The 16,260-nt window shown below is 41.6% G+C and carries 15 protein-coding genes and 2 tRNA genes; 14 read left to right on the top strand and 3 right to left on the bottom strand.

What is annotated here, in order from left to right; all coding sequences use genetic code 11:
- Window positions 1-527: 527 nt before the first annotated feature.
- Entirely contained in the window at window positions 528-815 is a 288-nt protein-coding gene (locus tag DP116_RS05825; RefSeq protein WP_169154292.1) for a hypothetical protein, read from the bottom strand.
- Between the two features lie 614 nt (window positions 816-1,429).
- Here DP116_RS05825 and DP116_RS05820 point away from each other — a divergent pair.
- The 4 genes from DP116_RS05820 (at window position 1,430) to plsY (ending at window position 4,985) form a co-directional block, all read left to right on the top strand.
- Window positions 1,430-2,227, top strand: coding sequence for an MlaE family lipid ABC transporter permease subunit (locus DP116_RS05820; RefSeq protein ID WP_169154275.1), 798 nt, complete (start codon window positions 1,430-1,432; stop codon window positions 2,225-2,227).
- Window positions 2,228-2,396: 169 nt separating this feature from the next.
- Window positions 2,397-2,786 carry a DUF3119 family protein gene (locus DP116_RS05815; protein ID WP_169154274.1) on the top strand — a complete coding sequence of 130 codons (390 nt, stop codon included), beginning with the start codon at window positions 2,397-2,399 and terminating at the stop codon, window positions 2,784-2,786.
- Window positions 2,787-2,924: 138 nt separating this feature from the next.
- A complete protein-coding gene (locus DP116_RS05810) occupies window positions 2,925-4,214 on the top strand; it encodes a DUF3086 domain-containing protein (RefSeq protein WP_169154291.1) in 1,290 nt (429 codons plus the stop codon).
- A gap of 78 nt (window positions 4,215-4,292) precedes the next feature.
- Complete coding sequence (plsY, locus tag DP116_RS05805) at window positions 4,293-4,985, top strand: glycerol-3-phosphate 1-O-acyltransferase PlsY (protein WP_169154273.1); 693 nt, start codon at window positions 4,293-4,295, stop codon at window positions 4,983-4,985.
- A 267-nt stretch (window positions 4,986-5,252) separates the two neighbouring features.
- Here plsY and DP116_RS05800 read toward each other — a convergent pair whose 3' ends face one another.
- Window positions 5,253-6,125, bottom strand: coding sequence for a DUF4388 domain-containing protein (locus DP116_RS05800; RefSeq protein WP_169154272.1), 873 nt, complete (start codon window positions 6,123-6,125; stop codon window positions 5,253-5,255).
- Window positions 6,126-6,491: 366 nt separating this feature from the next.
- On the opposite strand from DP116_RS05800, the gene DP116_RS05795 reads away from it, so the two are divergent.
- The 9 genes from DP116_RS05795 to DP116_RS05755 all read left to right on the top strand — a co-directional run bounded on the left by DP116_RS05795 (window position 6,492) and on the right by DP116_RS05755 (window position 14,917).
- On the top strand, window positions 6,492-7,253 hold the full coding sequence (locus DP116_RS05795; RefSeq protein WP_169154271.1) for a DUF6816 family protein: 762 nt from the start codon (window positions 6,492-6,494) through the stop codon (window positions 7,251-7,253).
- 333 nt (window positions 7,254-7,586) lie between these two features.
- Entirely contained in the window at window positions 7,587-9,407 is a 1,821-nt protein-coding gene (locus DP116_RS05790; RefSeq protein ID WP_169154270.1) for an ABC transporter ATP-binding protein, read from the top strand.
- A gap of 120 nt (window positions 9,408-9,527) precedes the next feature.
- A tRNA-Tyr gene (locus DP116_RS05785) sits at window positions 9,528-9,610 on the top strand.
- 93 nt (window positions 9,611-9,703) lie between these two features.
- A tRNA-Thr gene (locus DP116_RS05780) sits at window positions 9,704-9,775 on the top strand.
- 167 nt (window positions 9,776-9,942) lie between these two features.
- Window positions 9,943-10,104 (top strand): hypothetical protein, encoded by a 162-nt coding sequence (locus tag DP116_RS05775; protein ID WP_169154269.1) that lies wholly within the window; start codon window positions 9,943-9,945, stop codon window positions 10,102-10,104.
- 83 nt (window positions 10,105-10,187) lie between these two features.
- Window positions 10,188-11,651: a type I restriction-modification system subunit M gene (locus DP116_RS05770; protein ID WP_281357365.1), complete on the top strand. Its 1,464-nt coding sequence runs from the start codon at window positions 10,188-10,190 to the stop codon at window positions 11,649-11,651.
- Window positions 11,651-12,721: a hypothetical protein gene (locus tag DP116_RS05765; RefSeq protein ID WP_169154267.1), complete on the top strand. Its 1,071-nt coding sequence runs from the start codon at window positions 11,651-11,653 to the stop codon at window positions 12,719-12,721. Before DP116_RS05770 ends, DP116_RS05765 begins: the two co-directional genes overlap by 1 nt.
- Before the next feature lie 231 nt (window positions 12,722-12,952).
- Complete coding sequence (locus tag DP116_RS05760) at window positions 12,953-13,552, top strand: hypothetical protein (RefSeq protein ID WP_169154266.1); 600 nt, start codon at window positions 12,953-12,955, stop codon at window positions 13,550-13,552.
- Window positions 13,553-13,576: 24 nt separating this feature from the next.
- Window positions 13,577-14,917: a restriction endonuclease subunit S gene (locus DP116_RS05755; protein ID WP_169154265.1), complete on the top strand. Its 1,341-nt coding sequence runs from the start codon at window positions 13,577-13,579 to the stop codon at window positions 14,915-14,917.
- Between the two features lie 24 nt (window positions 14,918-14,941).
- Here the strand turns inward: DP116_RS05755 and DP116_RS05750 are convergent, their stop codons facing one another.
- Window positions 14,942-15,310 (bottom strand): hypothetical protein, encoded by a 369-nt coding sequence (locus tag DP116_RS05750; protein ID WP_169154264.1) that lies wholly within the window; start codon window positions 15,308-15,310, stop codon window positions 14,942-14,944.
- Between the two features lie 239 nt (window positions 15,311-15,549).
- Here DP116_RS05750 and DP116_RS05745 point away from each other — a divergent pair.
- The coding region (locus DP116_RS05745; protein WP_169154263.1) for a type I restriction endonuclease at window positions 15,550-16,260 on the top strand (711 nt) is incomplete at its 3' end.

The following is a 16,260-nucleotide window of genomic DNA, read 5'->3' as shown; positions in this document are numbered from 1 at the left end:
TTAATCATAAAGCGTTAAGCGCGCAAACCACTTGCTTTCCCTATGTTAAGAAAAACCAGCAACTGTTGCGCGTATTAAAATTTTAATAAAAATTTAATAACTTCTGTAGTTCGTGACCTGCTATGATGCTTACATAAAGAAAAAAATGTCAAAAATACTTCAAGCAAAAAAAATAGCATAAGTATTTTTTCCTTGAATGTGAAGGATAAGCCTACATATTCAAGCGATGTCACATAGTAGAGTCCACTGTCAATAGGGTAAATCGCTAGAGTTTTTGTACGCTGACTGAACCATAGTGCCACCCAAGATAAAATTCCAGCATTTTGAACACATAGTCATGAAATGCTGTACTTAAAATACTATGTACACGCCTCAGTGTTGCGGCATTCAATACAAAGCGTGGATGATTGATGCCAATTGTGAGCAAGGTAGCACTACCAGCCCTTTAATGATTGAGAAGTCTAATTTTTAATCCATCAACATAGAGAACAAAATATAAATATCGCTCTGAGTAGAACAGAATTTATTTAACGTAATATTTGGTACCGATAATAAGCATAAGTGTCAAATAGCGCTCCCACAAAGCTGCAAGTTGAACAGATAACGAATAACCCTCCAACAGGAGTGCCACTGCCAAATACGGAGAGAAACTCCGTAATCAGACTAGAAACAACTTCTGTAACTTCTTGTAAGCCAGGAATATAGCCAGCGACGGATAAGGCGAATAATACGCCACCAAACAAAAACATGGGAGCGACGAAGCTAAAAATAATCGATAGCAGCAGTGATCGCAGAAAGTTCATCATCACAGTCATTTGGAAAAACTCCATAACTTTACAAGGCTGACAAGTTTTGTCTGGTCAGTTCTCACCTTCTACAATAAGCGCGATCGCCCTGCCTCAGACGATAGTTCAAAAATCTTAAGTTTTTATTAAAGTATATACACAATCTCCTTAGGATATGTTGCTAAATGCAAACAGAGTTTGACACAACCCAAACCTGGAAAAATCAACCTCTAAGCATGTCGTTGCAGCTTTTGTTCCAGTGACAGCGCTGCGTGGCTTCAGCTTAAATTTCTGAGATTCGCTTTAAACTAAGTTAATCTTTCACCCGAAAGTAGAGGATTGGGGGATTCGGGGAGTGAGGGAGCACCCGAGCAGGGGAGAATAATTTTTGACTAATGACCAATGACCCTTACGGGTTTGCCAGTCGCTCATGGGGGAAACCACGCCAGATGGCACCGTCGGGGGAACCCTCCGAAGCTTTGATCGGAGGAAACCTCCGCTCAAACTTCTCTCCGCAACGCACTGGCTCCCCAAGACCGCGCTGGCTCACTAATGACCAATGACCAATGACTAATGACTAATGACTAATAACTAGCTTTGGAATTCGCTATGATGACGGCAGTTAGAGAGTTAGCTTGTCAACATTGAGTGAAACGACATCCAAATCTAGTTTAGGAGCATGGAGCCAGCGATTGCTGGCAGCAGTTTTCTTGGGTGGACAAGTCTTAGTTCACCTGCTAAGGGGGAGAATCCATCGGCGCAATACTTTAGAGCAAATGGCAGCAGTTGGTCCAGATTCGCTGTTTATTGCCCTAGTAACGGCTGTTTTTGTTGGCGCAGTATTTACAATTCAGGTGGCGCGGGAGTTTATTAACTTTGGCGCGGGAAGCACCGTTGGCGGAGTGCTGGCGGTAGCGCTAACACGCGAACTCTCGCCTGTTTTGACAGCTGTCATTTTAGCAGGACGAGTTGGTTCGGCATTTGCAGCAGAAATCGGCACAATGCGAGTTACTGAACAAATTGATGCCCTTTTGATGTTAAAAACCGATCCAATTGATTACCTGGTTATCCCTCGCGTACTCGCGTGCTGCTTAATGTTACCAATTTTAACGCTCTTATCTCTGGTAACAGGTATGTTCGGGGGATTAATTATTGCAATAAACATATATAATCTGTCGGAGAATGTCTTTCTAGACTCAGCCCGCAACTTTCTTGGCATTTGGGACATTGCGAGCGCCATGATTAAGGCGTGTTGCTTTGGAATTTTAATAGCCATTATTGGGTGCAGTTGGGGTTTAACGACAACGGGAGGAGCAAAAGGAGTCGGACAATCTACCACAACTGCTGTTGTCACGGCCTTATTGATTATATTTATAAGCAATTTCTTTCTTTCTTGGGTTATGTTCCAAGGGACTGGAAGTTCATCATTGCAAGGGTTATAGACGATTAACAGTTCCCTGTTCCCTGTTAAGCGTTCCCTGTTCCCTGTATCAGTTTTTTGTTCACTGATGACTGATGACTGAATTGAAGTGACAGTTCTTAGTCCTTAGTCTATACACTAGCTCCTAGAATAGAAATAATGTTTACTCACACCAAGCAGGAGTTTTGACTGTGACGACTTCATATACGTCTAACCCGGCATCTACCACTGTCGAGCTCAAGCCTAGTTACACTATACCCTTGGTGTTGGTGGTTGCAGCAGTCCCAATGCTGATTGTGCAACCGAGTGTGGGAGGCTTGATGGGTCTTTTTGGCTTGTTTCTCATGTTTCAAGCTGTCACACTGCGTTTGTTATTTACTCCTACCGATTTGGATATTTACAGAGGTGAAAAATTAATTCGACGCTTTCCCTACCGGGAATGGCAAAACTGGCGCATATTCTGGAATCCGGTTCCTATTCTGTTTTACTTTAAAGAAATTAAAAGTATTCACTTTCTGCCGATTTTATTTGATCCTAAGACTCTCAAAACTTGCTTAGAACAACGCTGTCCGCGCATTTAGTTCCAAGTGCTGAGTGCAAATGACTCAAAACTGAGGACTCATTGCTTAGGACTATTTTGGACTTAAGACTTTGATAGCAAGTAAATTATATATTGCTGAAAGCTATTTATTCGCGTCATAGGAATGACACTGTTGTTTATGAACCCAGAGGAATTTCAAACACCACAACCAACTGATGAGTCGTTGAACCACAAAGAACAACTCAAAGTAAAACAACCAGAAAACTCTAAAGTTGAGTCAGTGGTGGAAATAGCAGCGCAAAACTCCAAAGTTGACACACAAAATGAGCAGTCGAGTTCTGCTGTGTCTGATTCAGACGCAGAAGAACTAAATCTTATAGATGAGTTAACACCAGAGTCAACTGTCGAGGTTGTGACGCTTTTAGAAGACGAAATTACCGCGCTGGGATCAGATGTAGAATCAAAATCACAAAATTATCGTCAACAAGAGGAACTCGCACAACAAGTTACACTGTTGCAAAGCCAAAAAGAAGCGCTGAAAGAAGAAATAGCAAATTTGCAAGCCTCTTACAAAACTCTTTACAGCCAGTTGGGCGAAACTCAAATGACGATGACACAATTGGTGCAAGAGGCGCTTTCTGGGCTAGAACAACGTAAAGCAGCGCTGCAAATTACTGTAGAACAGTTGGAACGCCGTCAAGAACGCATTCGCAATGAGATGCGAACCACTTTTGCAGGTACTTCTCAAGACTTAGCGATTCGGGTACAAGGTTTTAAAGACTATCTCACAGGGAGTTTACAAGATTTGGCAGCAGCAGCAGAACAGTTGCAACTCGTGCCAAAACCGAAACCAGAACCAGAAAAGCCAGAGGTTAAAGAGGTTAAGGAAGCCCAAGCGCAAAGCGCAACACCACAATTTGCTCAACAGCAGTTTCAAGATACAACAAAACAAGTCCGCCGTTTGATTGACCAGTATCGCACGAAACCAGATTATTATGGTCCACCTTGGCAACTGCGCCGCACCTTTGAACCAGTGCATGCAGAACGAGTTTCTAATTGGTTTTTTAGCCAAGGAGGACGAGGTGCTTTGCGGACGACGGGCAGTCGGTTGCAGAATATTCTTATTGCCTCAGCAGTCATTTCGATATTACACCAATTGTATGGCGATCGCCTCCGCACTCTAGTATTAGCAAATACACCAGAACGTTTGGGTGAATGGCGACGAGGTTTACAGGACTGCTTAGGAATAGGTCGTCCAGATTTTGGACCAGACAGAGGCATGGTATTATTTGAGACTGCAGAAGCGTTAGCACAAAAAGCAGACCGACTCGTAAAAGCCGATCAATTACCTTTGATTTTGATTGATGATTCTGAAGAGCAAATTAGTTTGGCACTCTTGCAGTTTCCTTTGTGGTTAGCCTTTGCTCCTGACCCCAAAATGATGAGAAATTATGATGATGACTATTAACTTAGTCAAAAGTCAAGAAGAATGACTCTTGACTTTTTTGAATGAGCGAATTTTGAATGAGCGAATTTTGAATTGTTTATGGCTATTTGGTTAAGTTTGTGCGGAGCAGTTTTGGTGTTAGCTTATTTAGTGGGTTCTACACCCACTGGATACACAGTAGCTAAGCGATTGAAAGGTATTGATCTGAGGGAAGTTGGTTCCGGTTCAACCGGGGCGACTAATGTGCTGAGAACTCTGGGAAAAGGACCAGGGGCTTTTGTTTTAGTGATAGATTGCTTGAAGGGAGTGTTGGCGATCGCCCTAGTTTACTGGTTGTTCAACTTTGCCCCCAGTCAAAATCTTATTCCTCCAGAAGTTAATCCGCAATTGTGGGAACCTTGGATGGTGATTTTATCTGGCTTGGCTGCCATTCTTGGACATAGTAAATCGATTTTTCTGGGTTTTGCTGGTGGTAAATCTGTTGCTACTGGTTTAGGTATTTTACTGGCGATGAATTGGCAGGTTGGTTTAGCGACGTTTGGCGTATTTGCTATTGTCGTGGCGATATCGCGGATCGTCTCTTTGAGTTCGATTGCTGGAGCTGTTGGCGTTTCTGTTTTTATGATACTTCTGCATCAACCTTTAGCTTACATCCTCTTTGGTGCTGTTGCTGGTTTGTATGTCATTTGGCGACACAGTAGCAATATTGGGCGTATACTTGCAGGTACTGAACCAAAATTAGGGCAGAATTTACAGTTGGAAGCGGCAGAAAGTGTAAATTCAGCAAGTTAGCTGATGATGAATGGGGCTAGAAGCTGTCGCTTAATTCCTCATCACCTCTCATCATTGCTTATCATTTTGATGAGATATTAACTCATCTACAAAATCTCTAAGCTGTTCCTGCCAATTAGGGATAGCTTTCAAGCAAAATAAAGTTTTCAGCCATTGAATCCAAAATGGCGTAGAGCGATCTGCAAAGGATCGCAGCAGCGTTTGCGCAGCGCCCCCTTAGGGGCTAGCTATCGCTCTTCAAACAAGTGTCAAAGCAGCTTGTGAAATTTAGCTTTTTAAAAAACCAACCAGATTTTGTAAAAACGAGGCACTTACATTACGCGTTTGTAAGGGTTTGGATTTTTTGAATCCAGAAGTAAAGGAATTGTCTGAGTTAGAATTCATGGGATAATTTTCCAGACTCAGCGTAGACTCTGCCAACGAAACTTCTTCTACCAAACCCACAAGCATTAGCCGGAAAGCAGCTTGCTGAACTATGGTTATTGATTGGTTGAGTTTATATGTGATCGCACTTAAAGAAACACTACCATCAGCCAATTCCCACACTTGCCACTCTAATGTATTCAAGTGGATCTGGGGTTTGTCATTAGTTTTACTCCTAATTCCAGAACTCACATCCGGGAGTACCTCAGCGAGCATGTTCCAGTTTTTTAACCCTCTGACAGCCATCAGAGCCACTTCTAGTGTTCTCAAGCTGAGTCCTGTCATCTCCTGCAAAGGCAAATCAGCCTTAGTATCTAGTTTAAAAACTCCCTTTTGGATTTCAAAAAGCTCTCGAACCTGGTGTAATTGGCTGGCGAATAATAAATTTAGCTGTTCAGTACTTAATACTCCTTGAGTTTTTAATAATAATCCAAGCGGTAGTGCTGCTGGTGTTTGGGTCCAAACTTGTTCAATGGTTTGCTGGTTTACCCAGCCCCGTTGTGTCATATTGTGAGTTAAACTCTGACCGTTTAAGCGATTAGCTGCAGCAACAACACAGCCTAGCCGAAACCAAATGTAGTAGTAATGGGATTTAGAACCCGGGGTATGAAGGTCTGGTAAAGTACAAACCGTTAAACAACCAGATTTTCGCCCTTGATCAATCAGTTGAAACAATTCAGCCAAGGAAAAATCTGTAAAAGAACTAGATATACTCATCCGTGCAAGAACTATAAAAGAGTCAACTCATACAAACTCGCGCCCTGATATCTTTTTTAGCAACTATGTTTTATACTTGCTTTGATGAAAGAACTTAGGATAGTTCTACCTGTAAAAGGATGGAGTTTCAAGAGTCGATTGCAGTCAAAAATGACTACTGACAAATGACGACCATAATGAACAGTCTGACAAGTCAAATAGAATTGTTATATAAATTTTATAATAACAAAAAAATTGGGCTAAATATTTAATTGCTCGATATCTAAGTTAAATTTAATGAAAGAATAGCAAGACAATTTTTGATTGAATGAGTTATGACTCAATTGAAAATTTCTATATCTGCAAAATATTGTGAAAATGTATGCTATGAATAGATTTTGGAGTTTTTGTTTGATTTTTGTATTCCTGCTATTTCATGCTGAGGCTCAAGCAGGAGAGTTATCTGAACGTTTGGCACATTTTCCTGAATGGGAAAAATTAACTTCCGTGCGACCTGCAGTAGGAGATTTGGTTTATCCTAACTGGATGATGGGTTCTTGGCAGGTGAAAAGTACGCTGATAGATTTGGTTGCACCCTTAGCTCCTGATATCGTCACACCAGGATTTGAGGGTAATCGTCAATATCTCAATCAACCTGTCAGTTTTGACGTGCGATTTGTTCGGGAAACAACGCCTCATTCTGGATTGAAAATCATCCCTCGAACAAGTAGCAAATCAGCAGTCGTGGCGGATAGAGCTTTTAATGGTTTGAATTTAGCACGGTCGTATTTAGGCGACACGGTGTTATCAGTCAAAGTCGATCCAAATTCTCCCAATCGTCAGATTACATTTTTACGTGGTGAGCGTCAACTTGTTTCTATTGTTACAGCACGTGCGACAGAAACAACACCAGATGGCAAATTTCTGACAACAGAAGTGTTTCAACAACTCTTTAAAGGCGGTGGGCGTCCTTATTTCAACACTGTAGAATCTACCACTGCATATCGAAAACTTGATCAATCAAATCCTGCCATAGAGGCAGATCAAATCACAGCTGTTTATTTGTCGCCTCAAGATCCAAATTACTTTGCCGCTCTTTCTCGACCAATTGCACTCTATCGCTATCGCTTGGAATTTTTTGCCCAATAGTCACCGATGAAGAAATAGAGGGAATAGGGAATAGGGAATAGGGAACAGGGAACAGGGAACAGGGAACAGGGAATAGGGAATAGGGAACAGGGAATAGGGAACAGGGAATAGGGAACAGGGAATAGGGAACAGGGAACAGGAAACAGGGAGCAGGAGGAAAGAATTAGAGATGAATCATTTGTATCAGGCCAGATCGTGAAATGGTATAACTCCTTGCAACTCAACTCCTTCTAAAGGATGATTTACCATTCTTAACTATTGACTGCTGTGTAGTATAAATGTAGTATTATTTTCCAGGAGTTATAGGCTAGCGCTCCAAGGGCAGTGTGCATCATGGCAAATTTTCGAGATATTCTGAACTATTTCCGTCCCTACTGGTCGCTAAGTATTTTCAGTATCGCAGCAAGCAGCGTTTACGAGATTATTGATTTGGTTGTCCCTTATGGGATTGGGCAAATTTTAAACGTTTTGTCTAATCAACCATTAGACAAACCACTTCAAGGAGCGATCGCCACAATCTCAAACCTAACCAATAACCCAGTCAATAAACCTCTGGAGTTGGGTGTATTGCTGAGTTTCATTTTTATTGTCACCGTGTTGAAAGCACCAACTCAGCCTTGGCTAACGACTTGGTTTCACTGGGATATAACTTTAAAAGCACGTCGCGACCAAAACCAAAAAGCGATTGAGAAAATTCTCACTCTACCACTGGAATTTTATGATGAAAACAACCCCGGACGCATTGCCGGACGAGTCGCAAGAGGTGTCACCAACCACACCTGGAGCTATCCTGAGATTTCTGGACAGTTGATTCCCAAACTGTTCCGCGTATTGGGAATTTTTGTGTTCATCTGGTTTGTTGACTGGCGAGTTGCGGTTCTCTATCTCATTTCCTTTGTCATTATCCTAAGCTTTACCTTAAGAAAATTGCAGCAATTGATTTGGCGCGAAAACCGCCTGGATAAATACATGGAAGATACCGAAAGTCGGACTTCCGAAATCATCTCCAATATCAAAACAGTTAAAGCATTTGCTGCTGAAGCAAAAGAACTACAACGGCAAAAACGACGCTTGATTCGTGAACTGAGGGTGACTGAAACTCGTATCCACAAAGGTTATGTCAAGCTCAATACCTGGCAAAAAACTATGATTCAGTTTTGTGTTTTTACAGTGCTAGGTTTGACGTTGCTGGAGACAGTAAAAGGTCAAATTTCCTTAGGTCACTTTGTCATGACTTTAACTCTTTCCAGTATGGCTTATGCCGAGTTGGAACCTATCAGCGTCCTAGCGGAGGTTTTTGCCCGTCGCTATCCTTCAATGGTGCGGTTTCACGAGTTCCTCAAAGTCCCAATCAGAGTCGATGGAGTTGGACTTTTAGAAGAGCGAAACATTGCAAATAATCCTTACCAATTTACAGGGAAAGTCGAGTTTTCACACGTCAGTTTTGGATATCAATCCGAACGTCCAGTTTTGGAAGATATCAATCTCTTGATAGAGCCATATCAAACAGTAGCATTAGTGGGTCGTTCTGGTTCTGGTAAGTCTACTTTAGTCAAGCTGCTTTTGCAGTACTTTGAACCTCAACAAGGTCAAATTCTAATTGACGGTCAAGATATTCGCAGTCTGGATGTTGGAAACTATAGACGAAGATTAGCTATAGTTCACCAAGAAGTTGATGTTTTCAACGGAACCTTGCTAGATAACCTTAAATACGGGAAGCCTGATGCCACTTTTGAGCAGGTTCAAGAAGCCTGTAGAATCTCCAGACTAGATGAAGTCATACAGCAGCTACCTCAAGGCTATTACACAGTAGTCGGTGAGAGGGGCGTAAGGTTGTCTGGTGGACAAAGACAACGCTTAGGAATTGCTAGGGCATTGGTTGTGGAACCAGACGTGCTGATTTTTGACGAAGCGACTTCCAGCTTAGACTACGAGTCAGAGCGTTCTATTCAGCTAGCAATGCGCTCAATTCTGGGAACCCGTACTACAATCATCATTGCCCACCGTCTGAGTACAGTACGGGAAGCAGATAAAATTGTGGTTCTGGATAAGGGCAAGATTGTAGAAATCGGTAGCCACGATGAACTCTTGCGCCACAAAGGAATTTACCGCCGCTTGCACTCACTGCAACAAACAGGTGAACTCGTAAGCTAGCGTACAGGTTGTGGGGTATGGGATGGCGTAATGACCTGTCACCTGTGCCCTATGATTTTTTTTCAAAAAGACCTTGCAATTTCAAACTATTGTGATAATATTAGAAGTCGTGGACAACATGGGTCGATGTCCGAGTGGCTAAAGGAGGCGGACTGTAAATCCGCTGGCTAACGCCTACGCTAGTTCGAATCTAGCTCGGCCCATCTCAAATCTCAGTTGTGAGTGCTGAGCGTTGAGTAAATCAGAAAACGAAATATTTACTCAGCATTTAGCACTCACAATTTTAAGATTCATTTGCCCGTGTGGCTCAGTGGTAGAGCACACCCTTGGTAAGGGTGAGGTCACGAGTTCAATCCTCGTCACGGGCTTTCGAGAAAACCAACTCCTTCAGAAGCAATTGTATTGTTTGCCAAGCTTTGGTAAGCAAGAGTGGCTATTTAGGGCAATGTTCTGTGGTGTACCGTTACAGCACGCATGGAGAACGCGGCTAGAGATATACTGACAAAACATTGAATAAGAGCAAAAAGCATCAATTATGGGTAAACTCACCCTACCACAATTAGAACGCCATTTATTTTCTGCTGCTGACATTTTGCGGGGCAAGATGGATGCTTCTGAGTTTAAAAAAAGAATTCAGAAGTCAGAATTCAGAAGTCAGAATCAATCAGATGGGGATTTAGACCCCAACCGATTGTAGACACCGTGTAGACAGTGGGAATTTAGACCCCATACTCATCCGCCAGTCGCACAGAATTCATTCTGACTTCTGGCTCCTGACTCCTGAGTTCTTCTGTTAAAGAGTACATCTTTGGGATGCTTTTCCTCAAGCGTGCTTCGGATGTATTTGAACAGCAGTATGAACAGATTTTACAGCAGAATTTGCAAAGGGGACGCTCTTTTGAAGAAGCGAAAATGAGAGCAGAAAACCCCATGAGTTACAGAGAAACTTTTTTTGTGTCAGAGAAGGCACGGTGGATTTATATCCGTGATGAACTACATAAAAATGTCGCTGATGGACTCAATAAAGCTTTAGCAGCACTGGAGGAAAACAATCAAGCGCTGGCGGGTGTACTTGGTCATATTGATTTTAACCGTCAGGTGGGAAAAAGCCGTATTCCTGATGCTAAATTGCGTGAACTGATTCAACACTTTAATAAGTATCGTCTGCGAAGTGAAGATTTTGTCTTTCCTGATTTGTTGGGTGCAGCTTATGAATATTTGATTAAGGAATTCGCTGATTCTGCTGGGAAAAAAGGAGGCGAATTTTATACGCCGCGTGAAGTTGTGCAGTTGATGGTGCGCCTGTTGAAACCACAAGCGGGAATGTCTGTTTATGATCCTTGTTGTGGTTCTGGGGGAATGCTTATTCAGGCGAAGCAATATGTGGAAGAATGTGGTGATAATGCCAATAATTTACATCTGTGTGGTCAGGATAATAACGGCGGCGTGTGGGCAATTTGTAAGATTAATATGCTGCTGCACGGCATTAGGGATGCAGATATTCAAAATGAAGATACTTTACTTAATCCCTTACATATCAACGACGGCGAACTGATGCGTTTTGACCGGATAATTAGCAATCCGCCTTTCTCTCAAAACTATAGCCGTAAAGATATAAAATTTTCTCAACGGTTTACATATGGATTTTGTCCGGAAACAGGTAAAAAAGCTGATTTGATGTTTGCCCAGCATATGTTATCTGTTCTCAAAAATAATGGAGTCATGGCGACAGTTATGCCGCATGGAGTGCTGTTTCGTGGTGGCGAAGAAAAGAAAATTAGAGAAAGTTTTATTAAAAATGACAATTTAGAAGCAGTGATTGGTTTACCGCCCAATTTGTTTTATGGAACGGGTATCCCTGCTTGTATTTTGGTGATGCGTCCCAAAAACGCAAAACCTGCTGAACGTCAGGGAAAGGTTTTGTTTATTAATGCTGATGGTGAGTATTATACTGGTCGTGCTCAGAATTATTTGCGACCGGAGCATATTGAAAAGATGACTTGGGTGTCTGAAAATTTTGTGTCTTTGCCTGGTTATTCCGCAGTCGTGGATGAGGAAGAATTAGCAGCAAATGATTACAACTGCAATATCCGCCGCTATGCTGATAATGCCCCACCACCAGAACCTCATGATGTCAAAGCGCATTTATTAGGAGGAATTCCCAAAGCTGAGGTAGAGGCGAAGCGCAAATTATTGGCAGCACATGGGTTTGATTCAAGTAAGATTTTAGTGGAGCGCAATTAGTGGATTATTTAGATTTTATTCCCACAATTACCGAAAGAGGACAGATAAAAACTTTTATAGAATCAGATGCAGGCATTCAGCAGCAAGAAGGCAAGTTAATGAGTGTGTTTGCTGCTTGGTGGCAGATGCACTCACCTTCTTTGGGTGAGTTGCCGAAAACAAAAAAAGTGATGGAACTCCGCGCTGAGTTTTTGAGTTCTTTTGTTGATAGTCTGGCACCTGTGGGTTTACTTGATCGTTTTAAGGTGGCGGGAGTCGTTGCGAGTTGGTGGGATGAGGTGAAGTATGAATTGCGAACTTTATCTGAGTCAGATTTTAGCGGTTTAGTTGATAGTTGGGTGGATACGATTAAAGATGCTTTGGAACAAGATGATGAAGAGAAGAAAAGTAAGCCTTTATTTGACCCTTTAAATCATAAATTAGTCGTGCGGTTGATGCCGGATTATTTGGCGGAAATTGCCACAGTTGAGGCGAGTATTGCCGAATTAGAACAGCAGAAAGAAACCTTTGAACGCCCAGAAGAAGCGGAGGCTGAAGCTGGGGAAGAAGGTGAGGAAGAAGCAGAAGCGGTTAATCTTGTCAAGGAGTTAGACACAAAGCTTAAGCATCTGAAAAATTTGATTAAGGAACCGAAGAAGGAACTCAAGATTTTAAAGAAGTCGCCTTTATTGAATGCAGATAAAATTGCTGAGATTGAGAAATTGATTAAGCAGACTGAAGTAGAAATTGCTGAGATTGAAACACAACTAGAACCATTAAAGGAAATTACCAAGCAACTGAAGGAAGCTAAGGCAAAATTGAAGACGCTAAAAAAGGAATTGGTAAAGCGTTTGGATGTTGCGCGTGCAGTGTTGATAAATGAAGAATGTCAGGGTTTGGTGTTAGGAATTTTTAAGGATGGCTTAATTGTTGAATTGGAGAGATATGTCACCGCGCACCGTCAGCAGGTGATTGCGGCGGTAGAGAATTGGTGGGATAAGTATCGCGTGACGTTGCAGGATATTGAGACGGAAAGGGATGCGGCGGCGAAGCGGTTGAATGAGTTTTTACAGGGGTTGGGGTATGCTTAAACTATCTTATACTAATTCTGTATTATAGCGTAAAGTGCCTTTATATTTATTAAACGTAGACGCGCAGCGGCTTCCCGCAGGGTACCGCCAAGACGCCAAGAGCGCCAAGAAAAGAGAGAACAGAGAAGAGAGAATTTTACGTAAGCGCAAAGCGCACGCAATCATGCGAACGCGTAGTGTGCCCGCAGCGGCTCATGATTTAGGATTGCTATATAAGTTGAGGTGTTAATAATGGCTTATAGCGACTTTACATTAAGTAAGTTTAAAAAGAGTTTCAACATTCGTATTGATGAAGAAATTGATTTATTCGCCAACGTAGAACCTGTACAAGTCAGTGATAAGCTAATAACGAATTTAGAAGAGACTGCAGAACTGGCTTTAGCAATTAATACCGAAAAAGCACGTTCCGAAATGATTATTACGCCAATCTTATTAGAAGTAAGACGTCAGGCTAATTATCAGATTAGTTTATTTTCTGGAACAGATTTTAATGTTGATGCTGAGAAAGGATTGAATGGTTATTGTGATTTTATCATCAGTCGTTCTAAAGAGCAATTAACAATTAATGCACCTGTGGTGATTATTGTAGAAGCTAAAAATGAAAATATTAAAGGCGGATTAGGTCAATGTGCGGCGGCGATGTTGGCAGCACAATTGTTTAACCAAGAAGAAGGAAATGATATTAAAACTATTTATGGTGCAGTGACAACGGGGGATATTTGGAAGTTTTTGAAGTTACAAGGTTCTGATGTGTTTATTGATTTGAATAATTATTATATTAAGGAAATAAATAATATTTTGGGTGTTTTATCTCAGGGTGTTCAGATTTGAGGTAGTTTTTGCAGAGGTTGGGGTATGCGTGAGGTTTTGGTGAAAGTTGAGGAGTTTAAGGATTCGTCTCTGGGGAAGATTCCGAAGGATTGGGAAACTGTAACTCTAAAAGACGAGATTAATTTGCTTCACGGCTATGCTTTTGAGGGTAAATATTTTTCTGACAGACCTCCAGGAGAAGTACTTTTAGTTCCAGGTAATTTTCACAGAGAGGGTGGTCTTTACTTTGATGAGAACAACACCAAGTATTATCAAGGTACAATTCCCAATAACACTGTATTAAATAATGGTGATTTACTCATCGTTATGACAGACCTTTCACCCAGAACGCTGATTTTGGGGCGAGTTGTTCAGCTTGAACTACCTTTTAAAGTCTTACATAACCAACGGATTGGGAAAATTATTCCAAAGTTACCTGATACATGGGATAAACGCTTTCTAATGCTTGTGATGAATAGCCACCGGGTGCGACGAAACATCATCAGCAATGCAACGGGTACTACGGTACGACATACTTCACCAGATCGAATTACAACGAATGTTGTTCCCAAGCCCAGCCGTCAAGAACAAAGCAAAATTGCTGAAATTTTGGACACGGTGGATGATGCGATCGCCCACACCTCCTCCCTCATTACAAAACTTAAACAAATCAAAGCTGGCTTGCTGCACGACTTGCTCACACGCGGGTTAGATGAGAATGGACAGTTGAGAGATCCAGAGGCGCATCCTGAAGAGTTTAAAGATTCGGCGCTGGGGAGAATTCCGAAAGAATGGGAGGTACATCCACTGCAAAACTTCACTCTATCTAGTGCATTTGGTCCGAGATTTTCAGCAAATGCCTATGATGAGAAAGGGAATATCGCCACACTGCGAACAACAGACATGGATGACGAAGGAAATCTTAATTTATCCACTATGCCCCTAGCTAAACTTTCCCTGGATAACTATAGCTTACACTTTCTTGAAGTCGGCGACCTTTTAGTTTCTCGCAGTGGTACTTGTGGTATTACATCTGTTTTTCTTGGCTTTGATATTCCTGTGTTACCTGGAGCATTCTTAATTAGATTTCGTTTGAAAAATGGATTGTTAGCAGAGTTTGTTAGAAGGTATTTTAATTGGGATATTGGTAGAGAGCGAGTTCTTCGTGAGGCAGAAGGTGGTGTTCAGAAAAATCTTCGAGGAAGTACACTCCTAAAACTTTTAATACCTGTTCCACCTGAAATAGAACAAAGAGAAATTTTACGAGTGCTTGATGTCAAAGAGTTATGCATCCTGAAAGAAGAAGCCTACCTTAAAAAGCTCAAACTCCAAAAACAAGGACTGATGCACGACTTGTTAACTGGAAAAGTACGCGTTAACTGCTAATCTTCACTAACTACCTTTCACCACTTATTGCTGCATTTTTGCACCCTGTTTTGTTTTGCTTTCCCCAAAGCTATCATCGCCTAAATTTTTCTCTCGATTTTGAAACTCATCTAACAACTTATAGAAAACAGAAAAACCCTCTTGCTCATTCGTACAATGAAGCATAATTATCTTTGCCCAAGAATTAGAGGTTGAAACGTGATATTTTTTTTGCACCCAAGGCTGAAATTCTCGATAAAAATTTATTTCCTCTTCAGTTGCTTCAACTCCTAGTTCTCTTAAAGCAGTTTTGAAACCAACTAAAAAATGAAAAAGGTCACTGACAGAAGCACGCCCGATATACATGCCTGGTTTAGCTTTAATTTTTTGTAAAATCTCAAACAACTTGCTCATCTCTAAATTCTCTTATCATCTATAGCAATCCTGAATGATTTGTGAAATTCTCTCTTCTCTTTTTTCTTGGCGTCCTTGGTGTCTTGGCGGTTCGATAATTTTTACAACTCAAATAAGATTGCTATATATATGTATATTGGCAAGAATTAGTAATTTCTACCAATCTGGCTGCTTCCTCTTCAAGAAACAGTTGAGCCTGGTGCATGATAGATATATCGCTGCATGTAAAAATCGCCACCATGCCACAATCAACGCCAGAATATATCCATGTAGAAAAACCTACCATTGACCAACTTATTAGCATGGGTTGGCAGCATATCGAAGGCGATAAATTCAACTCCCAAATCACCGAACGCGAAAACTTCAAGCAAGTTCTGCTCATCCAACGCTTGAAAACGCTCATCAAACGCATCAACTTAGATGACAATGGTAATTCTTGGCTCGATGATATCCAAGTCAACGCAGTGGTGAGTCAACTTGAGCGTTTAGCAGCATCAAGACTCATGGAAGCAAATAAAGCTGCTACAGAATTACTGCTTTCTGGTACTACTGTTTTAGGAAAAGACGGTAAACAGCACATCGTCCACTATATTGATTTTGAGCATCCTGAAAATAACGATTTTTTGGCAATCAATCAATATCGAGTAGATCCGCTTTGGATAACAGCAGATAAAGGTTTTATCGTTCCTGATGTTGTGCTGTTCGTCAACGGTATCCCGCTTGTCGTCGTTGAGTGCAAAAGTCCCAACTTAGATAATCCCATCACTGCAGCAATTAACGACTTGTTGCAATATTCCAACCAACGTAATAGCACTCAACCAGAAGGCGCAGAAAAACTCTTTCATTACAACCTGTTAATGATAGCCGCTTCTAGAGGACGGGCGGTAGCTGGTGCAGTGGGTGCAAACCATGAGTATTACGTTGAGTGGAAGACTGACCTCACTCCCCTC

This window comes from Brasilonema bromeliae SPC951, from assembly GCF_012912135.1.
Taxonomy (GTDB): Bacteria; Cyanobacteriota; Cyanobacteriia; order Cyanobacteriales; family Nostocaceae; genus Brasilonema; species Brasilonema bromeliae.
This window is presented reverse-complemented; position numbering and strand designations above follow the sequence as displayed.